The sequence below is a fragment of the Oceanobacillus neutriphilus genome, assembly GCF_014645515.1.
In the GTDB taxonomy this organism is placed as follows: domain Bacteria; phylum Bacillota; class Bacilli; order Bacillales; family Amphibacillaceae; genus Oceanobacillus; species Oceanobacillus neutriphilus.
The window spans coordinates 108,935-124,877 of sequence record NZ_BMLW01000010.1 but is presented as its reverse complement, the minus strand read 5'-3'; the positions used below and the strand labels follow the sequence as shown (position 1 = coordinate 124,877).

Genomic DNA, 15,943 nt, shown 5'->3' with positions numbered 1-15,943 from the left:
GCCGCCTTCCTCAACAATCTCCAAGACTTTCTCATCATATATAATCGCCTGACCAGCTACTAACTTTTGAACTTTTTATCCATTCTTCCCACAAAAAGGGCATTTTTGGCTATCGTTTCTGTCCTTTCGACTTAACCAATTCCATCACCTCTGTATGAGCTGTTACAGATTAGCAGTCAGCTTTATAATTTATCATATCAGATACATATAGAAATACAAAACAATATACTTTTTATATTTTCAATAAACAATCGTATGATAAGTCTGTCATTCCAGTATGCCTCAATTCTTTTAAATGTCAACTATTTGCAATTCCATTTGTATAGTATGCTTTTCCAGGCAGGAAAAATGCAGTTTTGACAAAAAAATTGTTTTTTCGACTGCGTCCTAATTAACAGGAAAGACAAGGCACGTATATAGGCGCACCTTGTCTTTTGTATCCTCTTTTTTTATTTAACACTTTATTTTGTTTTGCTATTTTCTGCTAAGAAGTCAATTGCAGCACGCATTTTCAAATCATTTTCCAACGTTTCTGTTGAACCGCCAAGCATTTGAACAAGCTGCTCTTTTTCAACTCCATACATAGAACCCATTTTTTCAAGTTCTGCATCAATATCTTCTTCAGTAGCTTTCAGATCTTCTGCTTCTGCGATAGCTTCTAAAGTAAGATTTGTTTTCACGCGTTTTTCAGCATCAGCACGCATCTGTTCTTTTAGTGCATCTTCATCCTGCCCTGAAAATTGGCTGTACATTTCTAATGTCATACCTTGCATTTGAAGCTGCTGTTCGAATTCACGAACCATTTGATTTACTTCTGTATCCACCATAGCTTCAGGAATCTCTACTTCAATGTTGTCTGAAGCTTGTTGAAGCAACTCTTCACGTTTTTCATTTTCAGCCTGCTGCTTTTTGTTTGTTTCCAGCTCTTCACGCTTCTTTGCTTTTAGTTCATCAAGTGTTTCTACATCTTCATCCACATCTTTTGCAAATTCATCGTCAAGCTCTGGCAATTCTTTTGCCTTTACTTCATGAATTTTCACTTTGAATACAGCTTCTTGACCAGCTAAGTCTTCTGCATGGTATTCTTCAGGGAATGTTACTTTTACTTCTGTTTCGTCTCCGGCTTTTTTACCGATTAATTGCTCTTCAAATCCAGGAATAAATTGACCGGAACCAATTTCAAGTGAATGATTTTCACCTTGGCCGCCTTCAAAAGCTTCACCGTCTTTAAATCCTTCAAAGTCGATTACAGCTGTATCACCATTTTCAATTTCGCTGTCTTCTTTTACAACTAATTCTGCTTGACGCTCACGAAGATTTTCAATTTCCTGCTCCACATCTTCATCTGTTACTTCTACAGACTGTTCTTCTACTTCTAATCCTTTGTATTCACCAAGTTTCACTTCCGGTTTCACTTCTACTTCAGCAGTGAAAACAAGCGGCTGTCCTTTTTCAATTTGGTCAATATCAATAGATGGTTGTGCAATCGGGAAAATCTCAGCTTCATCAACTGCTTTAGAATAAGCACCTGGAAGTACAATATCTACCGCATCTTGATATAGGGATTCTACGCCAAAGCGTTTTTCAAAAATACCGCGGGGAATTTTTCCTTTACGGAATCCAGGAACTTGTACATCCTTTGATACTTTTTTAAATGCTTGATCTAGCGCCTGATCAAATTCCTCAGTCGTAACTTCAAACGTTAATACACCTTTATTACCTTCTTGTTTTTCCCATTTTGTTGTCATTATTATTCCCTCCAAAATCAAATCTATCATTGCATTTCATTATTCATTTGATCAATAGTTTTTTCCAAATTTACAACCACCTCATTATAACATATATCTTATGTGTTTCAAGCATTTTACTACTCTTCAATAATACTTAAATAAAGGGAATTGCAAATTTTTATAGATTCTGCCCATGATTGAGCAGATATATCCAGGTCCTCCAGCTTTATATCCATCTGTAAATAGTCATTCCCAAGTGCGTAAACCGCCTCTGCAATAGAAACTGTATCGTTTTCTGCAGGTATGAATGGGTAGGTCACATAAAAGTAACGATATAGGAGCTGCTGAAGTAAATGTAATAAAGTAGGGTTATCTCCCGTACGATTTTCCAGTTCTCTCATTATGACTATGTAGCTGTTCTCCTTAGAGATTTGGTTCAGATTAGATGGCTCGGCCATCATCTTTGTATCAAACTTATGTATATGAACCGACTTTTCTACACCTGCTTCTCTGAACCATTCTAATAGTGCCGTTTTTATAACAGGATGAACTTGTTGATTTTCAAGCAGCTGAATAATATCTTCTTTCGGATCTGCATGTATTCGCCGGAGCTGTTCAATAAGATTCCATTGCTTCAGATAATCCTCTCTGATTACAGCTTCCTTCACTTCTTCTATAAAACCGGCGGCATTATCCTCATCAATTCCTATTTTCATATTCTTACTCATTTCGTACAACTGTTGAAAAGGCTCTTGAAGCATGTCAGGAATCATATTATGTTCAAACTCTATTTCCAGCAGATTCAGTAAATGCTGATACTGGCTTGTTTGAAAAAGAATTGTTAAGTAAATATGGAAATAATGATAATAATGTGCATCCTTATTGGCCAGTAACTCTTCACTGAGCCGTTCAGCTTCCTTATAGTTTCCCAGTTCCATCAGACACATTAATTTACCAATATATATTTCATGACTTCCTTCATGGTATTCAATGAGACAATTTAATTTCTCTAAAGCTTCTTTATATTTCTTTTTCTTTAAAGCATGTAGTCCTTCTTCTTCCAGTTGCTTCTTCGTATTTGGAAATAATATTACCTTTGTGCTATCTTTCATTTGTTCACCTCTATTCTGGATTACCAAAAATAATCATCAAATCTGTTATTCCCTTATACGTCATAATTTAAACTGTTTATTGAGACTATATAAGTTTAAATATAGATATTAGCTTTCAGCCACCCTTACGAAAATGTATGCTCTGTGCACTCCCCCTGACAACGGTACAGGATTTGCGATTATTCATTCCCGTCGAAAGCTGCTGCTGGTGCTTAAACACGGAATAAAAGATTTACGCTGTCAGATGCAAAACAGATTCAAACATTTAACTCATAAATGTATTTATAATCATTTATACCGCATCCTAATACAATGTTACCTTTAAAAAGCAAAAGGGTCTATATTAATTTGAAATTAGCATATAAAACAATATTTCCTTCCATAAAAGCTGTTGCTTTTTTTCATACAAATGAAGGGGCATGCACTAATAAGCTCTGCATATTCCGGGAAGAATACCAAAAAACGCTCAATCCCTTATATATGAAGAGTTTGAGCGTTTTTATCTAATTTACGTCCCAGGCAGGATTCGAACCTGCGACCCACAGCTTAGAAGGCTGTACGAAATTTACCCGAACATTCTACGAACACTCTGCCACTTACTCTCCGATGGCTTAGAGCGCATAGCTTACGTTATATAAGTCTGACAACCTCCGCAATTGTCCGACATTCATCCGTTATTGTGTCTCACAACTTTATTATAACGAAATTAGCCGATTCGTACAAGCAGTAACATATTTAGTACTATTTATACCGAGTTTCTTCCTATAATAATGTGCGCTTAAAATTCGATATAATTGTCCGTAATCTCTTCGAAACATCTACGAAATAATTATGTAAAATATACCGGTTATATGGTACGCTAGAGTTAACGTAAAATTTACCAAAAATGTTAAAGGAGCAAAGTTATATGACGAAAGAAACTAACGGAAATAATCCGAGTCCCAAACGTGTCATCTTAGGCGCAGTTATATTTGTTTGCGTAGTTTTTATTGTAATCGCTGCGTTTAATAGTAACGGAGGAAAAGACGACAAGGCGGACGGCAAATCAAGCGAGCCTACGAATGACGAACAGGAAGCGAATGCCGAAGAGGAGGAGTCCGAAGATCCTATCGAAGAAAATGCCGAGCCTACATCAGTGCAAATTGACTTAGGCGAAGATTCTACGTTCCAATTCGGCGACTTTTCATTTGAATTAAAAGAGGCGGAAATAGCCGAGAAAGATGGTGGAGCTGTACTTAAGTTAGATACGCTTTACACTAACGATAGTTTCCAGGATAAAACCTCGTTTATGCAAGCTGCTATCTTCTACGTAAAACAAGGCGAAGAGGAACTCGACGAGGTTACCGGAGCTATGTCCGATCCAAACAGCGATTATTATTATAAAAACGATACGGGAATATGGGTCCCTATCGAGTTCGAATTTGAGTTAAAAAACCTCGAAGAAAATATCACTATAAATGTCGAGCCAATGAACGAACATGAGGGCGTATCAGTCTATACGATATCGCTTAACTAATTTCCAGCGCTAATCTTAACGGATTGGCGTTTTTTATTCGGAATAAATTGCCAGCAGATTCCCGTTGTTATTTTCGGATGGATTGCGTATACTAATTACACGAACATATATTCTGTTAAGAAAGGAATGACGAATATGGGAACGTTTAATATTACGAACTTCACACCTGAACAATTCGGATATCAAGACCGAGGCATTATGAAATGGCAAGGAATGATACTCGCCGATCAAACGGACGCCTTAAAACGGATAGATAGCGAAATCACGGAAATTGAAGGAAAAGAAGAAATGTCGGAGATAGAAATATCTCAAATACTCCATAACGCTTTTGTGTCGGAATCCCCTCTTTTGATTCAAGCGAATGTTATCCGAAATGGAAGCTATTATCGGGACTTGGAATGCAAGGTTGCTGGGTACTCTAACGGAAGAATTCACTTGCGATTAAAGGACGGAAGGAAAACGAGCTGTCTGCTCGAAGAAATCCGAAACGTGGAGTATATGGAACCGTTATCTTGGTACGATAAAAAGGCATGAAAAAAGACGCCCTGATAATAGCGTCTTTTTTTTCGAGTAAACAAGTTTTAACTATAGGAGATTAAAACGTAAATGAGTCTACTCTATGTACGTTAAGTATAGCGTACAATTATCGTTATGTAAAGCCCTTACATTTCATAAGGGCTGGGTATATATGTCGTTTAAAACCTGCCAGAATTTAGTCTTCTCTGCATTTCCTCGACAGCCGTACTCGGTCGACTCAATACGCCATCTTGCGGAGTTCCGAGATATTTTTGCAATGCTTGCGCTGTACCCGGACCGAGTTTTCCGTCAGCACTTGCGCCAACCTTCTTCTGCAACGCTACGATTACATTACTTCCGCCACTTCCAAACTGCACCGTATTCCCGTAAAGGGATTGCGAAACAGAATTTCGAGGCTGCTTACTGATAAATCCGTCTTGCGGAGTCCCAAGCGCTTTTTGTAACGCAAGTGTAGTCGAGTTGCCCCACTTTCCATCTACGTCAAGAGACACGCCATTTGAAGGCGAAGACTTAGTAATCTGTTCAGATCCTGTTTGAGTTTCCTTAGGCTTAGACACTTTAACGCCCTTAACCATATTAAGAAAGTCGCTCCAGGTAATTCCATCCTTTCCTGCTCGGATTTGTGCCGGACAGTTTTTCGGATACCAGTCGTGATGTTGCCGTACCCTATCGACTGATAACCCGTGCTTGTCAAGTAGATGGCGAACTAATTCCGCCCCATTCTCGACTGCCTTCCGATAATTTCCATCACTGTTAATACAGATTTCTACGGCGATAGACTGCGTATTACCCGGACCTTTGCCGTCGGAACTATGCCAGCATTGCGCTGTATCTTCGAAGGATTGGTACGCTTCGGTATCATCAACGGAATAATGCCAGGATGCTGCTCGGCTGTTACCGTTCGATTGTAGTTTAGCGTGCATTTCTGCGTTAGCCCCTCGAGAAGTGTTGCCGGTTTGGTGTACGGTAATATAATTTACCGGATTCTTTCCGCCGTAAGTTACTTTCTTCTCGACGGCTTTCGAAACTATTTTCCGTTTTATTTGAACCATATTACTATCTCCGTCCTTTCTGCGCCTTTTTAATCGCTTTTATTTTTGCTTTCTCTTCGCTTAATTTATCGTCCGCATCCCTCGCCGGTTTTGTGAACGAGTTATTTTTCCAGTACGCAGCACCCATCGCTACAAAGTTAAAGACAACTGTCAGAAACGTTTCGACGTCATCTTCGGTGAAAGGCAATACGTCATATCCCGCTAACTGCAAAGCGCTATTTAATAACGCCAATACTAATAAGCCCCCTCGAATGAGCGCACCTTTAGAAATTCCTTTAAATTTTTCGAACATATCTTACTTGCTCCTTTCGTACTTTATTTCGCCTTACAAACCGTCAAATTCCCACTTTAATCAACGCCGTAGAACTTCGCTATAATAGGAAGAGTTGCGATAAATATTGAGACAACTAAACCGAGTAGCCAGCGAATACGAACCTTATCCTCCTGCTCTCGATCGTCTACTCTACGGTCAACTCGCCGAGCGACCGCCAGAGCTTCGTCCGCTTTGTCCTCGGCAATATCAGCTTTATCTAGCGCTTTTTCTGCACGTGCATTGAGCGACTCTAAGAGCTGCGTTTGGTGCGTCTGGTTAGCGTCAATCCTTACGAGCCACTCGCGGACTTCTGCGTAATTTCTTTCGTCCTTTTGTTCCGGCATTCTACTTTTCCTCCTAACTACTCCCAGCTAATTTTCTCCATAAAAATAAGCCTTCTACTCGGCTTGTAACGAATCTTTATATTCGTTTAATTCTTCTACATAACTTGCGACACTTTTGATAATATTTTCAATGATGACTTTCCGTAATCCATCCTTATCGTCTTTAAGCTCCTCATATTGATCACGGGTGAGTGTAGCAGATTCATTCGGATTAAACTTAAATCCTGTAGCGATATAATTAATAGTTACGCCTGTATACTCGTTGTCATATCCGTTATCATAGTTAAAATTAATATTCGTAATTGTTATTCTCATTCTTTTACCTCCTGTAATTCCTTAAGTTTACCCTCTAATTCTTTTATTTTTTCCTCTTTAGCAACCACTACCGCTTCAAAGCTGGACGACTTCCGTTCAGATTCTGCGAGCTTATTCGCTAGAGATGTTACGACGTCATTTAAACTGTGTTCTAAGTCCATTACTATTCCTCCAATTAATTTAATTTACTCTCTAAATCTGCAACTTTCAGTACTAATTTTTCATTGACTTCACGATAAACTTTCAATTCATCTTCTAAAGCCAATACTCTCTCTTCCAATGATCTGTCTTTAAAATCAGGTGTCTTCTGGTTGTTTATCTTGGGTATAACTTTCTTCAACATTACCTACCCCTTGACTCGCTATTAAAGTGTAATGCCCCTCTAAGGATCCACCCTTTTTCACCTCAATAGATGCAAATGTGTGGAATAGCTTACTTCCGCCTGTGTAACAGGGCAGCGCTCCATAACTTAAATAAGTTTTTTCTACCTCGTAACCGTACATGCCGTTTGAATATGTGATGTAGATATCGTACATACACTCGGCATATTCGTCTGTTTCAATATTAAAAGTTATCCCCTCTATAGGGATTCTTCTACCATCTACTAAATAGCCGTCTGATATATACACAGTGTTATTTTCTATTGAGAATGTGACATTCTCTAAATAACGCCTGTTAGTAACTGTTCTTTTTTCTATCATCGAAAACACTCACCTCATTTATTAAGATGGTTCGTATATAATCATAATTTTAACTCGGTAACTTCTACTGTTTGCGTTAGCTCTTCCGCCAGCATTAAGAAGGTAGACTTTAAACCCAGTTGAAGTGACATTCTGTACTCCCGAAATAATATTACTGGAGTAATCTCCTTCCACCTGAGTGAAAACGGCATAGACGTTTTCTGCATTATTAACAGTAAATGTTCCGCTACCGGTTCCGTTACTTCCTACGGTGAAATTATCCCACACGTCTACGTAAGCTACAGGGTTAGCATCTAGTGTACCGTGTATATTTTGCAGTCTCGGAGTAACGGAGGCTCCTAAAATCGCGTAGTTACTGCCATTTTTAGCTTTTACATGAGCTTTTTTCCCTAAAAATGTACGGTCAGTATAAGTTGACGTAAAAGAGCCAGTGGAATCGCTATCTATTTTGAAAAGTTGGTTAGCTGCTCCCGATTTATCTCCTTTGTATTGCCATACCTCAAACCCAGATCTAAAATTAGCGTTATTAGGATTGCGATTATCTCGACCCACATAATTTAAAATGCCGCTCCACGGTGTCCCAGACGAATCAGTATAATTAGTCAATCGTATTTGCGGTACCGCCCCATCAGCCGTTCCGCCTTTAGTTGTGGATTTCAAGAATAATCGACCGCTGTCAGATGTCTCGTCAGACCCTTGTACATAACCCACCCTAGAGTCCGATCGCCACTGAGCTATAGGAGATGATACGGTACCTTCCGTATGAAAGCCTAAACTTAGATAGTCGCGACTAGATACTATTTCATATCCCTTCACTGCATTATCATTTACCAATCGCGCTGGTCGTATATACCCTACTTGCTCATTATTTTGATGCAAGGTAATCTGACCGTTATACATCCGTACCTCTCGGTTGTCCAACCTACTTATAACGTCGATACCTAGTAAAGTACCAGTCTTTATTTTATCGGCACTCAAATCGGCAATTTTGGCGTTAGTAATCGCCCCATCTGCGATTTTGGCTGTATCAATCGTTGCGCGACCTATTTTAGCATTCGTGATCGCCCCGTCTTCGATTTGGGCTGTTCCGATAACAGCTTTTTCTAGCTTAGATCTCGTTATAGCTGCGTCGGATATTGCGGCAGTGCCTACAGCAAGCTTAGCGATTTTAGCGCTTGATATCGCAGCATCTGCAATAGTCGCACTTTTAATTACACCGTCGTCTATCGTAGTCTGTCCGGTGATGCGGATTTTCTGACCGGAGATAAGTACTCCGCTAGTGTCTACGTTTATCTGATTAACGACGTCTCCCTTTTCGACACGTAAGTTTATATTATCGGACAGCTGACTTATTTGTGATTGAGTCGCTAAATCTTTATAAGACGGATTCCAAGCAGTGGCTTTTGTACCTTGTTCAACTTGTATATCCCATATTTCACAAGCGTAAGGCAGCTCATACCCACTTCGGTTAGGTTGAATATATAAATCGTTGTTAGTAGTATCTCCGTTATATTCCAGATGCACTTCAATTTGGTGAGTTTCATCATTATTTGGAAAAGGGTTTGGAGTCATCCAAGCTGTACCTATTTGCTCTCCATCTATAAAAACCGATTCAGAATCAAAACCCTCACAATGACCAGCTATTCTTTCAATATCTCCTGACAGTTTTTTAATTTTAAATGAAAGCACATAGTTTTTACCTTCCTCAAAAATTCGGCTTCTTATACGCACTCCTCCGCGGTCTGCATTTCCTGTATCAATAGTAACTACATACTCATTTCTTGAGTAAGAAGAGGCTGTCCATGCGTAAAAATCATCTAAACCAGCAAGGTTCGCTCCGCCTACTTCTAAACCCTCTAAATCATCACGTACACCTTTAATCGTACTCTGTAAGCTACTTGCAGTCTGAGTCAATTGAGATTGAGAGGCGTACCATCCGTCGGCTTGCCCTTTAGTTATTTTAGAGCTGATAACATCGGATAACTGCGTAATTTGCGATTGAGTTGCCATATCTTCGGGTGCAGGCGACCAATCGGTGGCTTTATTTCCTTTTTCATATTTTGGGTAACAATCTTTTGGATAAGATATTCTTACAAAGTAGGCATCATCAGGAACAGACCACATGAACTCATTACTGGAATTAGCTGCTCTTGAAATATAATTTTTATTTTCGTCATACCATGCCCACCTAAAAAAGCCGGAATCATTATAATCAATTTCCGAATCAGACTTGCTAAACATATAATCAGAATTCGGCACGACATTTATATAATCACTGGTTGAACGGTATGAACTGACTACCAATCCTCCCTCTAGATCAATAAAAGTATTTTCAGTTTCAGTAGAGCGAATAATTAAATTTCGATTTTCGTATTCTAGTCCGTCTAAATCATCCCTTACACTTTTAACAGTAGTCTGTAACCCTTGCGCAGTTTGAGTAAGAGTACTGATATTACTTTCTGCATTTCCAATACGTGTCCCAAAACTATTTGCGGTTTGCTGTAAGATACTAATATTACCCTCGGCATCTGATACCTTTGTTTGCAAGCCCTGGGCAATTTGAGTGACGGAAGATATATCTCCTGTATTTTTATCAACTACTGTGCTAAGAGCATCAGCCATATTAAATGCGCTATCTGCTTTAGTTATAGCCGATTGTGCTTCATCAAAAGCTCCTTGCGCTTCCTCGATAGCTTCATTTGCGTTACTTGTAGCGAGATTCGCTTTCTCGACCGCTTCGCCTGCTTGGTTTTTTGCGGTGTTTATCTCGGATTTAACATCGTCGCCGATTGTACTTAAGTCGATTGTTCCATCAGCTAGTAATTTCGATGTTTTCGAAAGCTCCCGCAATTCTTCCGCAATATCTTCACCAAACAATATGTCATCGCTAATAACTCGTTGCGTAGCTCCCCTAACTTGATCGCTCCAATCGGACGGGGTTCCGTGGTAATTGACTGCTCTCACACGGTAGTACCAGACCTCATCAGTCCCAACGTTATGAGCAAAGGAACTAACATCGCCACGCCATAAAAGATGCTGCGTATCTGGCACGAAATCCTCCGTACGACTTCCGTATACTTCGTAGTGCTTAAAGTAAAGGAATTGGTCATAATCGTACTCCCAATAGACTTGAATAATTTCGATACCACCGTGAGCCTCTAAGTTAATAGGTGTTCGAGGCTTAACATTAGGGTAACTATCTTCGTCGATAATAGCTGACGGAGGATTATTCTTAATGCCCTCGACTTCCCTTTCGAGGTCATCAAGGCGATTGTCTCCGAGGTCTAAAAATTGTCCCATTTCGACAACCATAGTCCCCTCGATATCCATTAAGTCGTATTCCATCGCAATTACTCTAGCTTGTATTTCGATAGGTCGAGCAAACTTGCGATCAATAGCCTGGCAGGTGTCTCCTAAGCTGACTTTTTCGTCAAATAAGTCGACCTCTAAGCGATAGTTAACTTCGGGATTCTTCGCCTTCTTTAGCGCCTCCCATGTCGCATATAGGAGTAATTCTTCGTCTTCGTAATCTTGGTTCGAAAAGATGCCGAAGCGATGTTTGTCTCCGCCCTCATATCCGTAGGCTTTTAAAGCTTCTGGGTCGCCTACCCATTTTTGCCCTTTCGGCTTGTCGACGGGGTCGCCGTTCTTAACCGACCATTCCACGTCGGCAAAGTCGATGTAACGCGTATACCCTCCGGTATGTTCGCCATCCTCGTCCTCGACCTCTAAGCTCGCCCCTCTTCCGTAGAGTGCCGTTTTCGGATACGACAATACAGTCCGACCAATCTCCGTCGTATTGTTGTCGATTTCGAAACGTTGTCCATGCTCGCTCCCGTGACGTTGAATAAGCTTAATGTAACAGCCTTTAATTTCGTTAGTTTCCTCGTCAAACTCGACAACGTCCTTAAATTCGCCTCCCCAAACGTCAAGGATTTTCCAAACCGCTTCCGTACTCGTTAAGTAGTAAAAGCTGGAGGATGCGTTACCTAGTTCAGATTCAACGTCCGCCTGCCATCTCGTTCCGTTCAAGGCAGCCCCTAAAGCAACCTCCGCAGGCTGTTCGGAGAATCGTCTCTCTTCTATTATATTGTCGTTTAATTCTGCGATAGAAACTGGCTCACAAGTTGCGAGTGTAATCGGGCCATATAAGTCATTACTGTCGTCAACTTCACGGATAGCCATTAAGCGCCAATCGCCTTCATGGTCGCGAAAGATGACTTTATTCTCTTCTTTTACGTAGGCTGCGGTGGGATTATCGGCTTCTACGGAGAAAATGAAGGGTTCGTCGGGGATTCCGTTAATTTCGATACGGTAGTGAGTGTCGATAAGTCCGGTATCTTCGGAAAGTACCGTTAGAGGTTGTTCGTCTTGACTAAAAATATATAATTCCACAAGTTTCCTCCTTTCTCTAATAATAGCGTTCATCATATTTCATTTCGCAATTGTGCGAAGCGCTGACCGTAACCTTTCCCGGATACAAATATTCGAAGTTAGATTTCAGGCGAATAGAATGGCGTAAGTCCCGTCCGTTTAAGAGAACCTCACGCCCTTCGTACTTAATGGTTAAGCTATCGCCCTCAATAAACTCGTAACCTAAAAGAAGATATAAACCGGAATTCGTAGTTAATTCGAATTTATCCGTATTCTCACTAAACCTGAGCGAAATCTCCCACGGTGTTTTATCCTGTCCGGTTATTACGTGCAAAGTATTTTCCGTAGACACTTCAATTGTCTTTTCCTCGCCAAACATTCGCTGGTCGTCGAAAGCTATGACGACATTTCCATAAGCGTTGTGATAGTATTCTTCCGTTATTTCTAACGCAATTACTTTCGCCTTGTAATAACGACTATGGTTGCCATGAGAAAAGGAGATTCGAACGAATTCCTCCGTATAAAGAACCGAAGTTAATTCCTCGATCACATCGTCCCATGTTTCGCCCTTTTCTTTATAGAGCGTTATGGGAATCGAAACCTCTTCGGCATCTAGTCTTAAGCTCCCCAGCCGAACGCCTCCAGAACTTCGGGAAGAGGTTTCATACGCAAACTTTACCGGACTACGTGCGAAAGAGCTTGATACTTCTACTCGCTCTAATTTCTCTCCGTTTATAATCATGTCGTAATAACTCCTCCTCTTCCGTTCGGGTATCGTTTTCTCCGGCTATTGTCTCTACTTTGCTTTCGGGATACTCCCGGCTCTACCATTCTTCCGACTACCTGTCCGTCCATTTCCATCTGCATCTGCGCTATTTCCCGACGTATACCGTCGATGGAAGCAATCAGCGCTCTGTCTCTGCCTTGCGTATTAACTGATACCGCTCCACTAACCGCAGAGGACAACGAGCCGTATGCTCCGTCAGGAGTTGCGTAAGACATATCGACATTTGGCTTTGCCGCTTCCGCTAGTCCATTCGCCGCTTTAAGCACAGCGCTTTGTGACCGAATTAATCCTATTTCTAAACCATCTCCGGTGAATCCTCCGATAGCCCTTGTAATACGGGACGGAGAATGTACTTTTAACGCTTTACGCATCGTAGACGCGACGTTATTGGCGATTCTACGAGCCGTAGCCATTACACTTCCCGAACGAGAATTTAACCCCGATTGCAGCCCCGCCATAGCGTTAGCCCCAGCGCTTCTTAACTGCCCGTTAAGGCGGTTAAAGATAGAAACGATTCGATTTCCTGCGCTTTGAGAAATACTAGCATTTCGGCTCATACCGCTAGAGAACGTAGAAGTAACGGAGTTCATTCCGTTTCGAGATGTGCTAACTATCCGAGTCATGTTCGAGCTTGTTGCTCGGTTAATCCGAGTAAATCCTTGCGTATAAGCTTTAAGCATCTTTGAGACGCCTTGACTAACCGTCGTATTCATTCGGACTGTCCCTGTTGCAATAGCTGTATTTGTTGCAACCATCCCCGCTATTGCTGATAAAGTAACCGATTTCATTCCGGATTGAATAGATGACGAAACTTCCTGCATTCCCGATTTAATAGCGCTGGATATATCGGACATACTTGAGCTAAAATTCGAAGCGAGTCCGGATAGAGATGACGAAGCTGTACTTTCGATTTTCGACATTTCCGACTCGATAGTCGAAGACATTCCGGAAAAGCTTGACTCGACCTCTGACTGCATGTTCGATGCACTCGAAGTCATATCGGATTCTAAGCCGCTAAAGTCCGCACTACCAGACGATGCTAACGCTTGAATCTCCGCCATTGACATACTTGACATATTTCCCATGTCGCTCGTAACGCTAGAGTTTAAGCTCGCAATGTCTATCGAACCATTCGATTCTAGTTCAGACATCATCGCAGATATATCGGAATTCATGGTCGAAACCGAATCTATAGAACTAGATGACATATCAGACATATTAGATTGTGCAGCAGTGGATAAAGCACTCACGTAACCAGAGCCTGATGTATTTAATCCGGACAGTTCTTGTGAACCAGCCATATTTAAATACTGCATCTGACCTACTCCGTATTGACTCATTCCGTCAAAATGGGAATTAACGTTATTATGCATGCCACCTATATTTGTTTCGGCTGATTGTGCAGCTTCGGTCGTAGCTTGGGCTGTAGTGGTCGCTAATCCTGTGATACTATCTCCGGCTGATACTGCGGTTTTTTCCGTCTCGAATCCGAGCCATCCTAGAAAACCGCTCCAAGCATCGGACATCCATCCTGTAACTGAATCGACAATATTTCCAATCCATTCGAAATGTCCGCCTAGCCAAACAATAACTCCACCGACTGCTGTAGCTCCGGCGATTATTAGCCCTAATGGACTCGTGAAAAATGCGAATACTGCCGCTGCAATACGTACTACCGTAAATAAAATACGGAATACTTTAGCGACAAAAGTTACAACAGTCCATACGGTCTTTAACACCGTCCATACCATCGTAAAGACTTTTACTATGCCGGCAATAACCGGAATACCCACAGCCAACGCTCCGAAAAGCACCACTGCAATAGATACTAAATTCGCTACCCAGGAGTGCGTCTCCATCATCGTGACAATCCAACCTAAAAATGACGCAACTACTTCCGCTACGTAAGATACAACCGGCATCATTGCGACAATTAATTCCATTAGTACGCCGATAAAGGCGACTATTGCGCCCGAAATAGTCTCGAGAACTATCGAAAAAATCTGCTGAACATGTTCCCATATAATTTGTACGTTATTGCGAAATTCTTCGTTAGTCTGCCATAGTTGATAGACTGCTGCGCCTACCAACGCTAAGACCGCTATAACAACGAACATAGGTGCAGTAGCAAGTCCGAACGATCGACCTAATAACGCGACCGCCCCAGTTAACCCGGAGATTAGCCCTCGAACTGTCCCGAGTATAGCCGATGCTGCAAGTAAAATCCCTAAAGCAGTAGCCACTCCAATAATAAGCGGAGCGATTGGTTTTAGTGCGTCTCTCCAACCGTCAATTGCGCTGATAACATTCGGAATAGCTTCGGCAATTTTCTTCAAAGTGTCCTCGAAAAAGCTACCGAACTCGGCTACCAGATCCCGCATAGTAGGAAGACCGTTATTCGTCAGCATTTCGTCAATAGACTCGATTATACTCGTCACTCCACGCGCTACAGCCGCCTTCATATTGTCAAAGGCTGCTCCCCAAGATGCTCCGGCTTCTTTCGCAGCTCCCCCGATTCCTTCGAAGTTCTCCGTTCCGTTTTTAAGAGCGTCGTTCATTACCGTTATAAATTCATCGGCATCGAGCGCACCTTCTGCCATTGTATCGGCTACTTGTTCCACGGACTGTCCGGTAGCATCAGCATAAATCTGCATTGCGGGTATTCCCGCTTCGGTGAGCTGATTCATCCTATCCATTTGGACAGTTCCTTTGGACGTCATTTTCGATAGGGCGTCAGTTACTCGTCCAAATTGTTCGTTACTTCCATCGCCATAGAACGCGACCGCATCGCCCCATGCTCCGATTGAGTCCGTTGCTTTATCTACGTCCATTCCAGACGTTACGAAATTCTGCGTAGATTTAGCCGCGACATCAAGCCCGTATGCAGTTCCGACTACGGTATCGTTAACAGTGTCGAGTACTTGCGCAGCCTTTTTAGACGAACCAGTCATCGTTGTCATGACTCGATCAAACTGCTCCATCGTGTCAATCCGTCGAAACGCTTGAGATATCGAGTCTTTTACCATGTTAAACCCAGCAGAAAGGAGTTTAATTCCGCCAACTGCTGCGACAAGCTTACCAATCGTCAACGTACCTTTTTCCACTGCTCCGCCCATCTTTCCCGCCTGCTTAGCAGCATCTGACATACCCTTCGTAAAATTA

The 15,943-nt window shown here is 41.6% G+C and carries 13 protein-coding genes; 2 read left to right on the top strand and 11 right to left on the bottom strand.

Annotated features, from left to right (window positions below):
- Positions 1-461: 461 nt before the first annotated feature.
- Together tig and IEX29_RS16940 are read right to left on the bottom strand one after the other, a co-directional pair.
- Entirely contained in the window at positions 462-1,748 is a 1,287-nt protein-coding gene (gene tig, locus IEX29_RS16945; RefSeq protein WP_188735547.1) for a trigger factor, read from the bottom strand.
- Positions 1,749-1,867: 119 nt separating this feature from the next.
- Complete coding sequence (locus tag IEX29_RS16940; RefSeq protein WP_188735546.1) at positions 1,868-2,842, bottom strand: tetratricopeptide repeat protein; 975 nt, start codon at positions 2,840-2,842, stop codon at positions 1,868-1,870.
- A 907-nt stretch (positions 2,843-3,749) separates the two neighbouring features.
- Here IEX29_RS16940 and IEX29_RS16935 point away from each other — a divergent pair.
- On the top strand, positions 3,750-4,358 hold the full coding sequence (locus tag IEX29_RS16935; protein WP_188735545.1) for a hypothetical protein: 609 nt from the start codon (positions 3,750-3,752) through the stop codon (positions 4,356-4,358).
- 135 nt (positions 4,359-4,493) lie between these two features.
- On the top strand, positions 4,494-4,892 hold the full coding sequence (locus tag IEX29_RS16930; RefSeq protein WP_188735544.1) for a hypothetical protein: 399 nt from the start codon (positions 4,494-4,496) through the stop codon (positions 4,890-4,892).
- A gap of 161 nt (positions 4,893-5,053) precedes the next feature.
- Here the strand turns inward: IEX29_RS16930 and IEX29_RS16925 are convergent, their stop codons facing one another.
- The 9 genes from IEX29_RS16925 to IEX29_RS16885 all read right to left on the bottom strand — a co-directional run bounded on the left by IEX29_RS16925 (position 5,054) and on the right by IEX29_RS16885 (position 15,807).
- Positions 5,054-5,947: a peptidoglycan recognition protein family protein gene (locus IEX29_RS16925; protein WP_188735543.1), complete on the bottom strand. Its 894-nt coding sequence runs from the start codon at positions 5,945-5,947 to the stop codon at positions 5,054-5,056.
- A 4-nt stretch (positions 5,948-5,951) separates the two neighbouring features.
- Positions 5,952-6,239, bottom strand: a complete 288-nt coding sequence (locus tag IEX29_RS16920) for a phage holin (protein WP_188735542.1) — start codon at positions 6,237-6,239, stop codon at positions 5,952-5,954.
- 56 nt (positions 6,240-6,295) lie between these two features.
- Entirely contained in the window at positions 6,296-6,604 is a 309-nt protein-coding gene (locus IEX29_RS16915) for a hypothetical protein (protein ID WP_188735541.1), read from the bottom strand.
- Between the two features lie 54 nt (positions 6,605-6,658).
- Positions 6,659-6,919 (bottom strand): hypothetical protein, encoded by a 261-nt coding sequence (locus tag IEX29_RS16910; RefSeq protein WP_188735540.1) that lies wholly within the window; start codon positions 6,917-6,919, stop codon positions 6,659-6,661.
- Entirely contained in the window at positions 6,916-7,080 is a 165-nt protein-coding gene (locus IEX29_RS16905) for a hypothetical protein (RefSeq protein ID WP_188735539.1), read from the bottom strand. The genes IEX29_RS16910 and IEX29_RS16905 overlap by 4 nt, the downstream gene beginning before the upstream one ends.
- A gap of 135 nt (positions 7,081-7,215) precedes the next feature.
- Positions 7,216-7,620: a hypothetical protein gene (locus IEX29_RS16900; RefSeq protein ID WP_188735538.1), complete on the bottom strand. Its 405-nt coding sequence runs from the start codon at positions 7,618-7,620 to the stop codon at positions 7,216-7,218.
- Between the two features lie 21 nt (positions 7,621-7,641).
- Positions 7,642-12,015 carry a phage tail spike protein gene (locus IEX29_RS16895; RefSeq protein WP_188735537.1) on the bottom strand — a complete coding sequence of 1,458 codons (4,374 nt, stop codon included), beginning with the start codon at positions 12,013-12,015 and terminating at the stop codon, positions 7,642-7,644.
- A gap of 16 nt (positions 12,016-12,031) precedes the next feature.
- A complete protein-coding gene (locus IEX29_RS16890; protein WP_188735536.1) occupies positions 12,032-12,736 on the bottom strand; it encodes a distal tail protein Dit in 705 nt (234 codons plus the stop codon).
- Complete coding sequence (locus IEX29_RS16885) at positions 12,733-15,807, bottom strand: tape measure protein (RefSeq protein ID WP_268239087.1); 3,075 nt, start codon at positions 15,805-15,807, stop codon at positions 12,733-12,735. Before IEX29_RS16885 ends, IEX29_RS16890 begins: the two co-directional genes overlap by 4 nt.
- Positions 15,808-15,943 lie beyond the last annotated feature (136 nt).

What these genes read in the sequence shown, in the direction of transcription:
- IEX29_RS16900 (WP_188735538.1), bottom strand. Translation starts at nt 7,620, where the DNA reads ATGATAGAAAAAAGAACAGTTACTAACAGGCGTTATTTAGAGAATGTC.
- IEX29_RS16930 (WP_188735544.1), top strand. Translation starts at nt 4,494, where the DNA reads ATGGGAACGTTTAATATTACGAACTTCACACCTGAACAATTCGGATAT.
- IEX29_RS16935 (WP_188735545.1), top strand. Translation starts at nt 3,750, where the DNA reads ATGACGAAAGAAACTAACGGAAATAATCCGAGTCCCAAACGTGTCATC.
- IEX29_RS16885 (WP_268239087.1), bottom strand. Translation starts at nt 15,807, where the DNA reads ATGGTAAAAGACTCGATATCTCAAGCGTTTCGACGGATTGACACGATG.
- IEX29_RS16915 (WP_188735541.1), bottom strand. Translation starts at nt 6,604, where the DNA reads ATGCCGGAACAAAAGGACGAAAGAAATTACGCAGAAGTCCGCGAGTGG.
- IEX29_RS16905 (WP_188735539.1), bottom strand. Translation starts at nt 7,080, where the DNA reads ATGGACTTAGAACACAGTTTAAATGACGTCGTAACATCTCTAGCGAAT.
- IEX29_RS16925 (WP_188735543.1), bottom strand. Translation starts at nt 5,947, where the DNA reads ATGGTTCAAATAAAACGGAAAATAGTTTCGAAAGCCGTCGAGAAGAAA.
- IEX29_RS16910 (WP_188735540.1), bottom strand. Translation starts at nt 6,919, where the DNA reads ATGAGAATAACAATTACGAATATTAATTTTAACTATGATAACGGATAT.
- IEX29_RS16940 (WP_188735546.1), bottom strand. Translation starts at nt 2,842, where the DNA reads ATGAAAGATAGCACAAAGGTAATATTATTTCCAAATACGAAGAAGCAA.
- IEX29_RS16890 (WP_188735536.1), bottom strand. Translation starts at nt 12,736, where the DNA reads ATGATTATAAACGGAGAGAAATTAGAGCGAGTAGAAGTATCAAGCTCT.
- tig (WP_188735547.1), bottom strand. Translation starts at nt 1,748, where the DNA reads ATGACAACAAAATGGGAAAAACAAGAAGGTAATAAAGGTGTATTAACG.
- IEX29_RS16920 (WP_188735542.1), bottom strand. Translation starts at nt 6,239, where the DNA reads ATGTTCGAAAAATTTAAAGGAATTTCTAAAGGTGCGCTCATTCGAGGG.